The 12406-nt window shown below is 56.2% G+C and carries 17 protein-coding genes, 1 tRNA gene and 1 pseudogene; 3 read left to right on the forward strand and 16 right to left on the reverse strand.

The window, feature by feature from the left end; genetic code table 11:
• The 11 genes and pseudogenes from ACILQA_RS06220 to ACILQA_RS06270 form a co-directional block, all read right to left on the reverse strand.
• Nucleotides 1-215: pseudogene (locus ACILQA_RS06220) on the reverse strand (hypothetical protein); the annotation flags it as partial.
• Between the two features lie 32 nt (nt 216-247).
• Complete coding sequence (gene ybeY / locus ACILQA_RS06225) at nt 248-754, reverse strand: rRNA maturation RNase YbeY (protein ID WP_395628923.1); 507 nt, start codon at nt 752-754, stop codon at nt 248-250.
• Nucleotides 747-1742: a PhoH family protein gene (locus ACILQA_RS06230; RefSeq protein ID WP_306063733.1), complete on the reverse strand. Its 996-nt coding sequence runs from the start codon at nt 1740-1742 to the stop codon at nt 747-749. Before ACILQA_RS06230 ends, ybeY begins: the two co-directional genes overlap by 8 nt.
• Nucleotides 1743-3077, reverse strand: coding sequence for a tRNA (N6-isopentenyl adenosine(37)-C2)-methylthiotransferase MiaB (gene miaB / locus ACILQA_RS06235; RefSeq protein ID WP_395628924.1), 1335 nt, complete (start codon nt 3075-3077; stop codon nt 1743-1745).
• 9 nt (nt 3078-3086) lie between these two features.
• On the reverse strand, nt 3087-3887 hold the full coding sequence (locus ACILQA_RS06240; RefSeq protein ID WP_395628925.1) for a lysophospholipid acyltransferase family protein: 801 nt from the start codon (nt 3885-3887) through the stop codon (nt 3087-3089).
• Nucleotides 3859-4281, reverse strand: a complete 423-nt coding sequence (locus tag ACILQA_RS06245) for a Fur family transcriptional regulator (RefSeq protein ID WP_295492172.1) — start codon at nt 4279-4281, stop codon at nt 3859-3861. The genes ACILQA_RS06240 and ACILQA_RS06245 overlap by 29 nt, the downstream gene beginning before the upstream one ends.
• Nucleotides 4282-4372: 91 nt before the next feature.
• Nucleotides 4373-4807, reverse strand: a complete 435-nt coding sequence (locus tag ACILQA_RS06250) for a MucR family transcriptional regulator (protein ID WP_333569471.1) — start codon at nt 4805-4807, stop codon at nt 4373-4375.
• Between the two features lie 107 nt (nt 4808-4914).
• Nucleotides 4915-5370, reverse strand: a complete 456-nt coding sequence (locus tag ACILQA_RS06255; RefSeq protein ID WP_395628926.1) for a GNAT family N-acetyltransferase — start codon at nt 5368-5370, stop codon at nt 4915-4917.
• Entirely contained in the window at nt 5367-5975 is a 609-nt protein-coding gene (tsaB, locus tag ACILQA_RS06260) for a tRNA (adenosine(37)-N6)-threonylcarbamoyltransferase complex dimerization subunit type 1 TsaB (protein ID WP_395628927.1), read from the reverse strand. The genes ACILQA_RS06255 and tsaB overlap by 4 nt, the downstream gene beginning before the upstream one ends.
• A gap of 21 nt (nt 5976-5996) precedes the next feature.
• Complete coding sequence (locus ACILQA_RS06265; protein WP_395628928.1) at nt 5997-6587, reverse strand: malonic semialdehyde reductase; 591 nt, start codon at nt 6585-6587, stop codon at nt 5997-5999.
• 23 nt (nt 6588-6610) lie between these two features.
• On the reverse strand, nt 6611-7186 hold the full coding sequence (locus ACILQA_RS06270) for a NifU family protein (protein WP_395628936.1): 576 nt from the start codon (nt 7184-7186) through the stop codon (nt 6611-6613).
• 97 nt (nt 7187-7283) lie between these two features.
• Here ACILQA_RS06270 and ACILQA_RS06275 point away from each other — a divergent pair, with 97 nt between their 5' ends.
• The gene (locus tag ACILQA_RS06275) at nt 7284-8108 is read left to right on the forward strand and encodes an SDR family NAD(P)-dependent oxidoreductase (protein WP_395628929.1); all 825 of its coding nucleotides are present in this window, start codon (nt 7284-7286) and stop codon (nt 8106-8108) included.
• Between the two features lie 54 nt (nt 8109-8162).
• On the opposite strand, the gene ACILQA_RS06280 is transcribed toward ACILQA_RS06275, so the two are convergent.
• Complete coding sequence (locus ACILQA_RS06280) at nt 8163-8810, reverse strand: heme exporter protein CcmB (RefSeq protein ID WP_395628930.1); 648 nt, start codon at nt 8808-8810, stop codon at nt 8163-8165.
• Nucleotides 8807-9418, reverse strand: coding sequence for a heme ABC exporter ATP-binding protein CcmA (ccmA, locus tag ACILQA_RS06285; protein ID WP_395628931.1), 612 nt, complete (start codon nt 9416-9418; stop codon nt 8807-8809). The genes ACILQA_RS06280 and ccmA overlap by 4 nt, the downstream gene beginning before the upstream one ends.
• Nucleotides 9419-9467: 49 nt before the next feature.
• Here ccmA and ACILQA_RS06290 point away from each other — a divergent pair, with 49 nt between their 5' ends.
• Nucleotides 9468-9767 carry a 4a-hydroxytetrahydrobiopterin dehydratase gene (locus ACILQA_RS06290; RefSeq protein ID WP_395628932.1) on the forward strand — a complete coding sequence of 100 codons (300 nt, stop codon included), beginning with the start codon at nt 9468-9470 and terminating at the stop codon, nt 9765-9767.
• On the opposite strand, the gene ACILQA_RS06295 is transcribed toward ACILQA_RS06290, so the two are convergent.
• The 3 genes from ACILQA_RS06295 to rlmB form a co-directional block, all read right to left on the reverse strand.
• Complete coding sequence (locus ACILQA_RS06295) at nt 9748-10569, reverse strand: SDR family oxidoreductase (protein ID WP_395628933.1); 822 nt, start codon at nt 10567-10569, stop codon at nt 9748-9750. The genes ACILQA_RS06290 and ACILQA_RS06295 overlap by 20 nt on opposite strands.
• A gap of 121 nt (nt 10570-10690) precedes the next feature.
• Entirely contained in the window at nt 10691-11314 is a 624-nt protein-coding gene (locus ACILQA_RS06300) for a DNA-3-methyladenine glycosylase family protein (RefSeq protein WP_395628934.1), read from the reverse strand.
• Between the two features lie 89 nt (nt 11315-11403).
• Complete coding sequence (gene rlmB / locus ACILQA_RS06305; RefSeq protein ID WP_395628935.1) at nt 11404-12162, reverse strand: 23S rRNA (guanosine(2251)-2'-O)-methyltransferase RlmB; 759 nt, start codon at nt 12160-12162, stop codon at nt 11404-11406.
• 144 nt (nt 12163-12306) lie between these two features.
• On the opposite strand from rlmB, the gene ACILQA_RS06310 reads away from it, so the two are divergent.
• Nucleotides 12307-12392, forward strand: a tRNA-Tyr gene (locus ACILQA_RS06310).
• The last annotated feature ends 14 nt before the right edge of the window (nt 12393-12406 follow it).

Consider the following 12406-nt stretch of genomic DNA (forward strand, 5'->3'; position numbering starts at 1 on the left):
GTGCGCTCAACCGCGGTTAGGTCGCCGCCATTGTCCGATTGGTCGTGATCGTCGCTGTCTTCTTCGTGTTCAGCAATTGCTTCTTCAAGCTGCTCACGCAACGTCGGTTCGTGATCGCGGCCAAAAAACATCGTTTTCAGCCGCTGCCATATTCGTCCGTCGTTATCGTCGTCGGTTGCGGTTCTTGAACCGCTAAAACTGTCACCCTCGGGCATAATGGAAGCGTATTGGCCTCTTTTTAGTGGAATTAGGCATCATATGGATCGTGAAGCCCCATGGATGCAAGCGCTTTTACTTCTAACGCCTCCATGGCTTCGGCCTCTTCGTCGTCAACATGGTCATGACCAAGCAAATGCAGCATGCCGTGGATCACCAAATGTGTCGCATGGTCGGCGACGGAAATTTGTTTTTCCTCCGCTTCGGCAGCGCAGGTCTCATAGGCCAAGATGATGTCGCCTAGCATGATTTCGGGCGCGTTATAGGTTCCATCGAGCAATGCGTCGATTTCATCATCGTCGAGCATGGGGAACGACAGCACGTTGGTTGGCTTGTCTTTTTCCCGCCATTCACGGTTGAGTGCATGTACCTCTGCATTGTCGGACAGCTTGACGCTGACGCTCATGGGCACAATGGGGTCCGCCAGTTCAGGTATCGCCGCAAAACGGACAGCCGCATCGACGGCCTTTTCAACTTCACTTTGCCCGAAATTGCAGCTGCCCCATGGCAATCCGATGTCTAATTCGACGTCAATCACGCGCACCCTCATAGGCATCGACTATCCGTCCGACCAATGGGTGGCGGACGACGTCGCTGCTATTGAAACGGATGGTTTGAATGCCGTCCACACCTTCGAGGCGTTGAACCGCGTCATTCAGGCCAGACATCCGTTCGCCACCGGGGATATCAACCTGATGCGGGTCTCCGCAAATGACCATGCGGCTGTTCATGCCAAAACGGGTCAGGAACATCTTCATTTGCGCGGCAGTTGTGTTCTGCGCTTCGTCGAGAATGATAAAGGCATCGGCCAATGTACGGCCGCGCATGAAGGCGATAGGGGCGATTTCGATTTCGCCCGAAGCGATGCGGCGCTCGACCTGTTCGGCTGGCAAGCAGTCGTACAACGCATCGTAAATAGGCCGCAGATAGGGATCGACCTTTTCCTTCATGTCGCCCGGCAAGAAACCAAGCCGTTCGCCCGCCTCGACCGCGGGACGCGAGAGGATGAGGCGTTGCACGGCGCCGGTAATCAGCATCGCCACAGCCTGCGCCACCGCCAGATAGGTTTTTCCGGTTCCTGCTGGTCCAAGTGCGAAGATAATCTCGTCGCGCGCCAATGCTTCCATATAGGGGATTTGCGTGGCGGAACGCGGCACCAACGTTTTCTTGCGCGTGCGGATCATGATGCCAGGGGCGGCATTGTCTTCCTTGCGCAATATGCCTTCAAGCGTGGGTTCGGCGGTCATTGCGATAATCGACTGCACAGCTTCGGAATCCATTTCTTGTCCGCGTGAAATGCGCGAATAAATATCGTTGAGAACATCGCGTGTCCGGCCAATGGCGCCAGCTTCACCTTCGATTTGGACGCGATTGCCGCGGGCCGAGATATAAACGCCAAGCCTGTTTTCAATTGTAACCAGGTTGCGATCAAATTCGCCGAACACCGCATTGATAAGATGTGGCTTGTCGAAGCTCATTTCCAACCGGGATAGGTCACCGGCTTGCGCTTGGGCTTTTTTGGCCATTCAGGCGGCTGCTCTCATCGTTGGTTCACCTTTTAAGCTAAGGGGGCCAGAATCGGTAATCTGAACGCTAACAATATTGCCGATAGAAAGGTCCGGTGCAAGGACATGAACCGATTGCAGCCAAGGAGATTTGCCAATCAATTGGCCATCAAATTTGCCCGGCCGTTCGAGAAGAACATCGCAGGTTTTTCCAACGGTATTTCGGTTGAACGCGGTTTGATCTGCAACGATTTGCGCCTGCAACCGCTGGAGCCGTTCGTCCATGATTTCCATAGCGATCTGATCGTCCATATCGGCGGCGGGCGTTCCGGGACGCGGGCTATATTTGAACGAATAAGCCTGCGCATGGCCGACTTCACGTACCAAGCGCATGGTGTCTTCGAAATCGTCTTCAGTCTCGCCCGGAAAACCGACGATGAAATCACCCGAAAAGGCGATGTCAGGCCGCACATTGCGCACGCGGTCCAAAATGCGCAGATAGCTGTCGCGGCTGTGGCTGCGGTTCATCGCCTTTAAAATGCGGTCCGAACCCGATTGCACGGGCAGGTGGAGGAACGGCATCAGCTTTTCGACATCGCCATGCGCGGCGATCAGCCCTTCGGTCATATCGTTCGGATGGCTCGTCATATAGCGGATGCGGCGCAGGCCGGGAATTTTATCCAGCGCGCGGATGAGGCCATCGAGACCCTGCAACTGGCCCTTGTCGTCCTCGCCATCCCAAGCGTTAACGTTTTGCCCCAATAACGTGATTTCTGCGGCACCCGCGTCAACGATGGCCTTTGCTTCGTCAATCAACTCGCGCCATCCGCGCGAAATCTCCGCACCGCGGGTGTAGGGCACAACGCAATAGGTGCAGAATTTGTCGCAGCCTTCCTGAACCGTCAGAAAAGCAGAGGGCGCTTGCTTGCGGCGTGCGGGCAATTTGCCGAACTTATCGAGACCGGGCAGGTCAAGGTCGACGACGCGTTCACCGCGTCCGACCGCTGCAACCATCTCTGGCAGATTATGATAGGCTTGCGGGCCGACAACAATGTCGACTTCGGGCGCTCTGCGGCTAATCTCGCCGCCTTCGGCCTGCGCGACGCATCCGGCCACAGCAATGACGGGGCTACTGCCATCCTTGCGACGCAGACGGCCGATTTCGGAATAGACCTTCTCTGCGGCCTTTTCGCGAATGTGACAGGTGTTGAGCACGACGAGATCGGCATTTGCCTTTTCATCGGCGGGCGTCATGCCTTGGCTTTCGAACATTTCGGCCATGCGCTCGCCATCATAGACGTTCATTTGGCAGCCGTAATTTTTGATCGAATAGGTTTTGGGAGAATCCGTGCTCATAGCGCGCGTCTATACATAGCGCCGTGCACCCCCGCCACCCTCCATCGCTGCACCTATGCGCGCACGCACTTCAGCGGAAATCGCCTTGCGGTCTGGGTAGTGTACCGGATCAAACGGCTCCAGAAAATGTAGGGTCGCCGTAATTGGTTTCAGATAGGACAAAAGCCGCCAGAAATTCTCGGTCACTTTTTCATCGCCGACCCACGCGACACGCGGCGTATGGTGCCCGTAGCTTAGAAATACCGGCTGAACGAGCATGCCCGATGGTGGCGGAACGAGTGCGGCAAACAAAGATGGTTTGAACGGCAAAAGGCCCGAACCGTCATGGGTTGTGCCTTCTGGGAATATCGTGACCGGTTGATCGCCCGTCATTGCCGCGCGCAGATCCTCCACCTGATTTCCGACACTGGCGCGGTTTTCGCGGTTCACAAAGATGGTATTGTTGATTTTGCAAAGCCACCCAATCAATGGCCAGCCCGCAATCCCGTCATTGGCGACAAAGGTGCAACCCGTAACGCCTGACATCACGGGAATGTCGATCCAGCTATGATGGTTGGCCGCATAAAACACATTCGCGCGCACCCGCTGTCCCGTTGTCGCGGTTGCAATACCGCTGGTCCAGCTGATCGACAGCAGGAACAGGCGCGGCCATGGCGATGGCCGGTTGAGAAGCCGCCAGAGATTGTGGAGGAGCAAGCTCGTTACCAAGCTGGCGGCCATCAGCAGCAGCCGGGCGGCAAACAAACATTGGCCAGCTAAAAATGCAGCGGGGTTGCGGCGCTTAATCCTTGCGGTCGATGGCGACGCCATAGAGTTCCATGCGATGGTCAACGAGACGGTAGCCGAGGCGCTCTGCAATGATTTTCTGCAACGCTTCCAGTTCGGGGTCGACGAATTCAACAACTTTGCCGGTTTCGACGTCGATGAGGTGATCATGATGTGCTTCTGGCGACGCTTCATAGCGTGCGCGCCCGTCACCAAAATCGTGGCGGTCCAATATGCCCGCTTCTTCGAACAAGCGGACTGTCCGATATACAGTGGCGATTGAAATCTTGGGATCGATGGCGGACGAACGACGATAGAGTTCTTCGACATCAGGATGATCAGTCGCATCCGAAATGACGCGCGCTATGACGCGGCGTTGATCGGTAATACGCAGGCCACGTTCATTACACAGCGCTTCAATGTCGATTTTGATGTCCATCGCGATGCACATTTACTGCCGCGCCACGATTCGTCAAAGAAAAAGGCCGGAGAATGCTCCGGCCTTATTTTTCAGTGAAGCTTTGAGCGCTTTACTTGATTTTTTTCTTCCGGCCCGAACCCGGCGCCCGACCAAGGCCGATAGCCTTTGCGAGTTCGCGACGTTGTTCTGCATAAGCAGGCGCAACCATCGGATAATCAGCGGGCAGCCCCCATTTTGCGCGATAGTCATCCGGTGTCATGCCATAATGCGTCATCAGGTGGCGCTTCAGCATTTTCAGCTTCTTACCGTCGTCCAAGCAGACGATATAATCGCGTTTTACGGAATTGCGGACTGGAACAGCTGGTTCCAAAACTATTTCTGGCGCAGCCGCCGTTCCGGAAAGACCGGCGAGTGCAGCGTGCACATTTCCGATTAAAGTTGATACGTCCGATACTGCGACACTGTTGTTGCTGACATGGGCAGCGACAATATCGGCGGTCAGAGTAATCAACAATTCTGCGGTATCGTTACTTTCTTGAGACATATTTTGAACTCCTGGACCCATTTTTATATTTTTTTATAGTTTGCGACTTGCACGATGCATATAGGCTTGAAATCACGTCGTCAAGAAATGCCACTAGCTTTCAAATATTAAAGATCAATGAACATCGTAATAGCATCTGGACTTATACCTTCAGCGCTTTTGTAATAATTTTTGCGCCGTCCGATGGGGGCAAAACCAGCCTTCAAGTAGAAATAATGTGCAGGGTTCCCGTCGCGAACTTCAAGAAATAATTTCTCGCGACCTGCGGCTTTGCCTCTATTTATCACGTCGCTGAGAAGATTTTGGCCAATCTGTTGGCGCTGGTAACTTCGTGAAACGCCAATCATCAGCAATTCTTCATGCTCAAAAACCCAGCGCGTAATGGCGAATCCGCATACAACGTCACCATCCTTGGCGAGTAACAGTTGGCAGTCCGGCAGTACTAAAGTGGACAGGCATTGCGCCGCCGTCCACGCTTCACCAAATCGGGGATCGAAGGCGTCGGACATGATGGGCATGATGGACGCAATGTCTTTTGCATCGCCTTCAACGACGTGGATCATGCCTGGACTGCGGCCGGTTTTGCGTCTGGCGCCCTTCCATACACAGGAACGGGCGGAAGGGTGTGGTCGCCCAATAAATGTGCCCATGCTCGCGCGTCGGGCAGAATGTCGGTCCAGATGCGATCTGCGCGTTGCGGGTCAATGTCGCCGGCAACATGGTTGGCGACGGCAACAGTTGCCAATAGGTCCGGAAAAACCGACCTTGCTGGCGCTATCGAATGCCCCGCGTCATTAAATGCTTCGAAGAAGTACTCACCATGGCCGCCGGTCATGATGACATCGACCGCTGCTTGTGATCCGCTTTGCGCACGCGCCATCGCGGCGACCAAGGACAAGCAACCATAGCCGTGCACTTTGATGTGCCATGCCAAGCCCAATGCTTTGGCTGCTGCGACGCCCACGCGGATGCCTGTGAAGCTGCCAGGGCCAACATTCACCATGATCTGGTCGGCTGTGCCGTTATCCGGCAACGCGGCGATGAGCGGAAGCAAGCGTTCCGCATGTCCGCGGCCAATCACCTCATGTTGGGCCGCCAGCAATTGCTTGCCATCGAACAACGCAACTGAGCACGCCCGAGTGGCGGTATCGATGACCAATGTGCGCATGATCGCCTGCCGCCGTTTAGGTTAGGCGACCTGATTGAAGCGGTTAAATTCAGGACGCGGACTGCGTGCAAAAATGCTCGCTGTGTCGCCATAGCCAAGCGTACAGATGAAATTTGACTGCACGTTGGTTCCGGCAAAGAATGCCTTGTCGACAGCGGCATTGTCAAAGCCTGACATTGGGCCCGTATCCAATCCCAATGCACGCGCGGCCAGCATCAGATAGGCGCCTTGTAAGCTGCTGTTCCGAAAGGCCGTTTTTTCAATGGCCACGTCGTTGCCGGCAAACCAGCTGCGGGCATCGGCATGGGGAAACAATTCGGGAAGCTGTTCGTAAAATTCGAGGTCCATTCCGATAATTGCGGTCACAGGCGCTTGCAGAATTTTGTCGCCATTCGACGGCATTGTGCATGCCGCCAGCTTTTGTTTGGCTTCGGTGGATGTGCACCAAATGATCCGCGCGGGAAGACAGTTCGCAGATGTCGGGCCAAATTTCATTAGATCCCAAATGCCCTCAAGCTGCGCCTGCGACACCGGCGTATCGAGATAACCATTGTAGCTGCGAGCTTCGCGGAAAAGCTGATCAAGCGCGGTGTCGTTTAATGCTTCGGACATAAGATTTCTTTCAGGTGGAGAGATTAGGCGGCACGCACTTCGATGACTTCGGGCACATAATGCTTCAGCAATTGTTCAATGCCATTTTTCAGCGTTGCCGAAGAAGATGGGCAACCGGCGCATGCGCCTTGCATCTGCAAAAAGACGATGCCCTTTTGAAAGCCGCGATAGACGATGTCTCCGCCGTCATTGGCGACGGCAGGGCGGATACGCGTTTCGATCAATTCCTTAATCTGGACAACGATGTCGGCATCTTCCGGATCATCGAGTGGATAGTCCGCATCTGCCGATGGAACGGCAAAGCCGGCGGCAGCTGGTTTGAACAGCGGCATCTTCGCGCTGAAATGGTCGAGCAATATCGCGAGCACATCCGGTTTTAGGCTGGACCAATCTGTACCGGGGGCGGCGGTGACCGAAATAAATTCGCGTCCAAAAAACACCCCGGTGACATCACCCAGTCCGAAAAGTGCCTCCGCCAATGGGGAGGCTTCAGCCTCTTCCGGGGCGGCGAAATCCCGCGTTCCATTTTCCATTACGGCGCGGCCGGGCAGAAATTTGATCGTGGCGGGGTTTGGTGTGAGTTCGGTTTCTATCAGCATTTCACGCATGTGGTGCGGTGGCGGTAAAAGTGCAAGCCAGAATGTCTTGACAGGGGCGAAGCCACGGTTGACCTAGCGCTTCAAAGGGAGAGTAAAAATGGTCGATCAGTCGCATAAAACAGCGTGGATAACGGGCGCATCGTCGGGAATAGGCGAGGCACTGGCCAAAGCATTTGTCGGAAGCGGCGGCCATGCGGTGCTGTCCGGACGGAATGTCGCTGAACTGGAACGCGTCGCGCTTGCTACTGGCGCGCCCGAACGCTGCTGCATCCTGCCATTCGATACCGTCGATTATGCGGCCTTGCCCTCAAAGGTCGCTGAAGCCATTGCCTATCAGGGCAAGATCGATGTGCTGGTCAATAATGCGGGCATTTCGCAGCGCTCACCCGCCATCGATACCGATCTGTCGGTTTACCAGCGGATCGTTGATGTAGATTTGCTCGCGCCGATCGCGCTGACGCAAGCGCTTTTGGGGCATTTGGTTTCAAATGGACATGGCCAGATTGTCATGATCTCCAGTGTCGCAGGTAAGGCCGGCATTCCCATGCGGACGGCCTATTGTGCGGCAAAGCACGGGTTGATTGGTTATGCCGATGCCTTGCGTAGCGAAGTTGCAGGGCAGGGGGTTAAAGTGCTCGTTGTCGCGCCGGGTTCGGTGCGGACCAACGTATCGCGCAATGCATTGAATGCCGACGGAACGGTCCGTGGTACGAGCGATGCTGCCATCGATAACGGCATCGATCCAGACGTCGTCGCGACCACGATTTGGGATGCGGTTGACGCCGGAAAGCGCGAGATTGTTATCGCCGAAGGAATGGAGGCAGGCATTCCCGTACTGCGTGCGCAGGATCCCGAAAAGCTGTTTGACATGGTCGAAGCGATGGTCGCCGACGGCTATGCACAGAAAATCGCGGCGCGGTAATTTGTCTGACGACGGGGCCGCACATGAGCCCCGCGACAGGTACGGTTTTGCTCCTTAAGTGCGGCCTGCGCGTAACGCCGCGCCAGCCGCAAAGGGTGACAAAGCGGTAATTGCGAGCGCAGTTGCCGCAAGTAGCTGCATCGCGTTGCCGGGATTTTCCGACAATGTGCCTGCGCCAAAGATCAGCAATGGTATCGTGATGGGCACGAGCAGCAGCCCGCCCAGCGCGCTCGCCCCGCTAAGACCCGCCGTCAGTGCTGCGATGGTGACCGATAGCCCGGAAAGCGCGGGCAGTGCCAAGGCAAGACCAAGCAATAACGTCCCCAATTGCGCCTCAGGCAATCCGATCAGCGCAGAACCGACGACCGTCGCGAGAAGAAGCGGAAGGGCAAAGGCAAAAATCTGGCCCATGATTTTGGCGGTGGCGACCAATTCGTCCGACCAGCCACGCATCGCCAGCTGATCCAATATGCCGGCTTGCCGGTCGGGGAGTATAAGCCGCTCAATTGGCAACAGCGTCGCCAGCAGCGCAGCAATCCACAATATGCCGCCGCCTGTGCGCGCAAGGAGCGCTTTGTCTGGCCCGGTCACAAACGGAAACAGCGTCGCAACCGCAAGATAAAATATCACCGGCAGCCATAGCCCGCCGCCCGTCCATGCCACACGCACTTCGCGCGCAACCAAGGCTGCAAATGCCTTCATGCGTCGGCCTCCGGCCTGTCGAGGATGAGGCTATGCGCCACGTTAATCGATGGCGGCTGGTGGGCCGCGACGAGCACTATGCCACCGGTTGCGGCGTGCGCCGTGATGGCTTGGTCAAGCCGGGCGCAGCTTGCGCTGTCCAAGCCATTATAGGGTTCATCGAGTAACCAGATATCCGCCTTTGACGTGAGAACGCGTGCGATACTGGCGCGTTTGCGCTGGCCGGTCGACAGGAAGCGCACGGGAACCTGCGCCAGAGCTTGTAAATCCATGTCCGCCAGTGCCGCGCTTTGCGCGTCGGCACACGCGCCGTCCATATCCGCCCAGAACATGAGGGCTTTTGCGACCGTCAAATTTGCATCAAGCGCGAGATTTTCATCGGCAAGGGCAATCCGGCCTGCCGTCTGTATCGAACCGGCGGTGGCATGCAAAAGACCGGCGATGAGCCGGAGGAGCGTCGATTTGCCGCAACCATTTGCGCCACGGACCCAAATAATATCACCACTGCGCGCAGTGACCGTCAGCCCGCGCAGCACGAGCCTGTTGCCACGGATAACCGCGACATTGTCAACGCTGATGGACGGCAAGGGTGCTTGACGTGACGACATTTGGCGACTTAGGCATGAATTCCACCAATTGCAAAATCAGGATGACATCATGCAGGTTTCAAAACTCGACGAAGCGGATCGCGCGGCGGTTTTGGAACAGCTGCCGTTGTGGTCATATGACGCCGATGCACAAGGGATAAGGCGCACTTTGCGCTTTGCCGATTTTGCCGAAGCCTTTGGGTTCATGGCGCGCGTTGCGATCCTTGCTGAAAAAGCAGACCATCACCCCGAATGGTTCAACGTTTACAACCGCGTTGAGATATTGCTGACAACGCATGATGCCGGCGGCTTATCGCGGCGCGACGTGGAACTGGCCTCGGCCATCGACGCTATTGCGCCGACGGCTTAACCACATCGCCTAAACCGCCCAGCAAGCCCAATTGCTTGCGGAGCCGACCCGGGAACCAACGGGCAGAAAACGCAAGCTGCTTCGCCATTTTGTTCACAGTTGTGTGTACCTTGTCACCATGAATGGCTTCCCATGCGGCGGGGCCGATGATCGAGACCGGGCTCACTTCGACGCCTGCTGATTGCAGCTTTTCTTTACCGGTCATGTTGCTGTTTGTATCAACCGCGCCAATGATGTTGGTGTCGATAAAGCCGGGCATGAGGCTGCGGGCCTTAATCCCGTAAGGGCGCCACTCAATGTCATGCGCTTCGGCAAGACCGCGCACTGCGAACTTGGTTGCGCTGTACACGCTAAGTCCAGCCGATCCGTAAATGCCAGCGGCTGAACTGGTGTAGAGGACACAGGCATCAGACGTATTTTTCAACAGGTCGAAACAGGCGCGGGTACCGCTGATAACGCCAGTCAGGTTGATCGCGATCATCTTGTCGATGTCCTCGTCGGTCATGTCCTGAATAGGGCCGCCCGATCCAATGCCTGCATTGTTGAACAAGACCGTCATATGGCCATTTGTGTGCTTGGCAAAGTCGGCGACGGCGGCTTTCCACTGTGCACGATCCGTCACATCAAGGCGGTGGCGCGACCATTGACCTGGTGGCAATAAAGCCGCGGTTTCGTCCAGACCCTTTTCATTGACGTCGGCAAGGCCCACGAACCAGCCTACATTAGCAAAGTAACGCGCGACTTCGCGTCCTAAACCAGACGCGGCGCCAGTGATGAAAATGCTTTTTTGCGTTTCGGACATAATTTCGTCTCTCCCTTATTCACATGTCTGTCAGCCACATTAATTTACCCGAAACGTCAACTGAATATTGCGGCAGCGGCTTTGCTTGGACTGAAGAACGGACTTAAGCTTTAGGCCTTTCTCAAATCGCCTGAAATCCCTTGGCGTAAATGTGCCAGGTAAAAATGGCGGCCGCGCCGCGATGTGGGCGCCACCGTTCGGCGATGACGCGTATGTCTTTTTCCGATGGCCGTGCATCCAGCTTCAGCAAGCGGCCCACGCCTTCTTGCACAGCAAGATCGCCCGCGGGCCAAATGTCGGTCCGGCCCTCGGCAAACAGCAAATATATTTCGGCTGACCAGCGGCCAATGCCCTTTACGCGGGTGAGGTAGGCAATCGCCTCCTCATCATCGGCGGGCAGGGCATCGAGCGGTAATTCGCCCGACAGCACGAGTTCCGCAAGCGAACGCGCATAGCCTTGTTTCTGGCGGCTCAGTCCGCATGCTCTCAAGGCGTCAAAATCTTGCGCCAATAACTTGTCTGGTGGGCATTCTGCGCCAATGAGCGCCTCAAGCTTATTCCACACCGATGCGGCGGCCGCGACGCTCACCTGTTGCCCGACAATCGTGCGCAGCAATGTCGCATAGCCCGGTTCCCGGATGCGCTCGTCCGGGTAACCCGTCACCGCCAGCGCCTGCGCTATGCCCGGTTCAAGCGCCGCCAGTGCATCAAGGGCGGCATGCAATTGTGCAGCTGGAATACCCATCAGCGTGCGACGCCTAGCAAGGCCATGGGCGTAGCAGCGACCTTCATACCTAAATTCACCCGATCCTGCCGCATGTTTGCTGTCCTTGTTTAGCCCCGCCGGACGGTTGCCGCATATAATGCGATCGCCGCAGCGTTCGATACGTTCAGCGACTCCATTTGTTCGCTGATTGGCAGCTTCGCCAGCTGGTCACAATGTTCTTCAATGTTGCGACGCATGCCATCACCTTCAGCGCCCAGAACAAGCGCGTTGCGGCCCGGTGTCAGCGCCTCGTCCAACGTCACGCTGGCATGGCCTGACAGACCGATTCGCCAATATCCAGCCTCAGCGATTTCTTCCAATGCACGTGCCAGATTAACAACCCGTACCCATGGGGTGATTTCAAGCCCACCCGAAGCCGCCTTCGCCAATGCCCCGGACTCAGGCGGCGCATGCCGGTCCTGCGTCACAACGGCGACGGCATTGAACGCAGCGGCCGTGCGGAATATTGCGCCGACATTGTGCGGATCCGTGACCTGGTCGAGAACCAGCAACGGGCGGTTATCATCATTGTCGACCGCAAGTGCATCGGTCAGCCAGACGTCTTCCAATGGCGCAACTTCAAGCACGAGGCCCTGATGCGGTGCGTCTTTCGGTACAAAGCGCGCCAAATCATTTACCTCGGCATATTGGACGGTCAGCCCGTCGGGAATGACGATTTTGCCGATTTCTTCGCGTGTGCCCCACAGGTTGATGAGTCGCCGATCGGGATTATCAAGCGCGGCATATACGGCGTGACGGCCGTAAAATTTGGGATTGCCGCTGGAAACTGCAGCGCCGCGGCGGCGCTGGCTCTTATGGGAAGACATTTGAAACACCTGTTGATGAAAAAGAAGACGATATACGCCCCTTTCCCACTTGAGGCATTGACAGGCAAGGGCCGTTTCGCCATTGGGCTGCTTCTTCGTCGGGACCGGCCCTTATGCTTTGGCATAATGCCCCGTCAAAGAAGTGGACAGGTGGCCGAGTGGTTAAAGGCAGCAGACTGTAAATCTGCCCGGTTTTCCGTACGCTGGTTCGAATCCAGCCCTGTCCACCATTTTTCCGAATAAG

This window comes from Sphingorhabdus sp., from assembly GCF_044239005.1.
In the GTDB taxonomy this organism is placed as follows: domain Bacteria; phylum Pseudomonadota; class Alphaproteobacteria; order Sphingomonadales; family Sphingomonadaceae; genus Sphingorhabdus_B.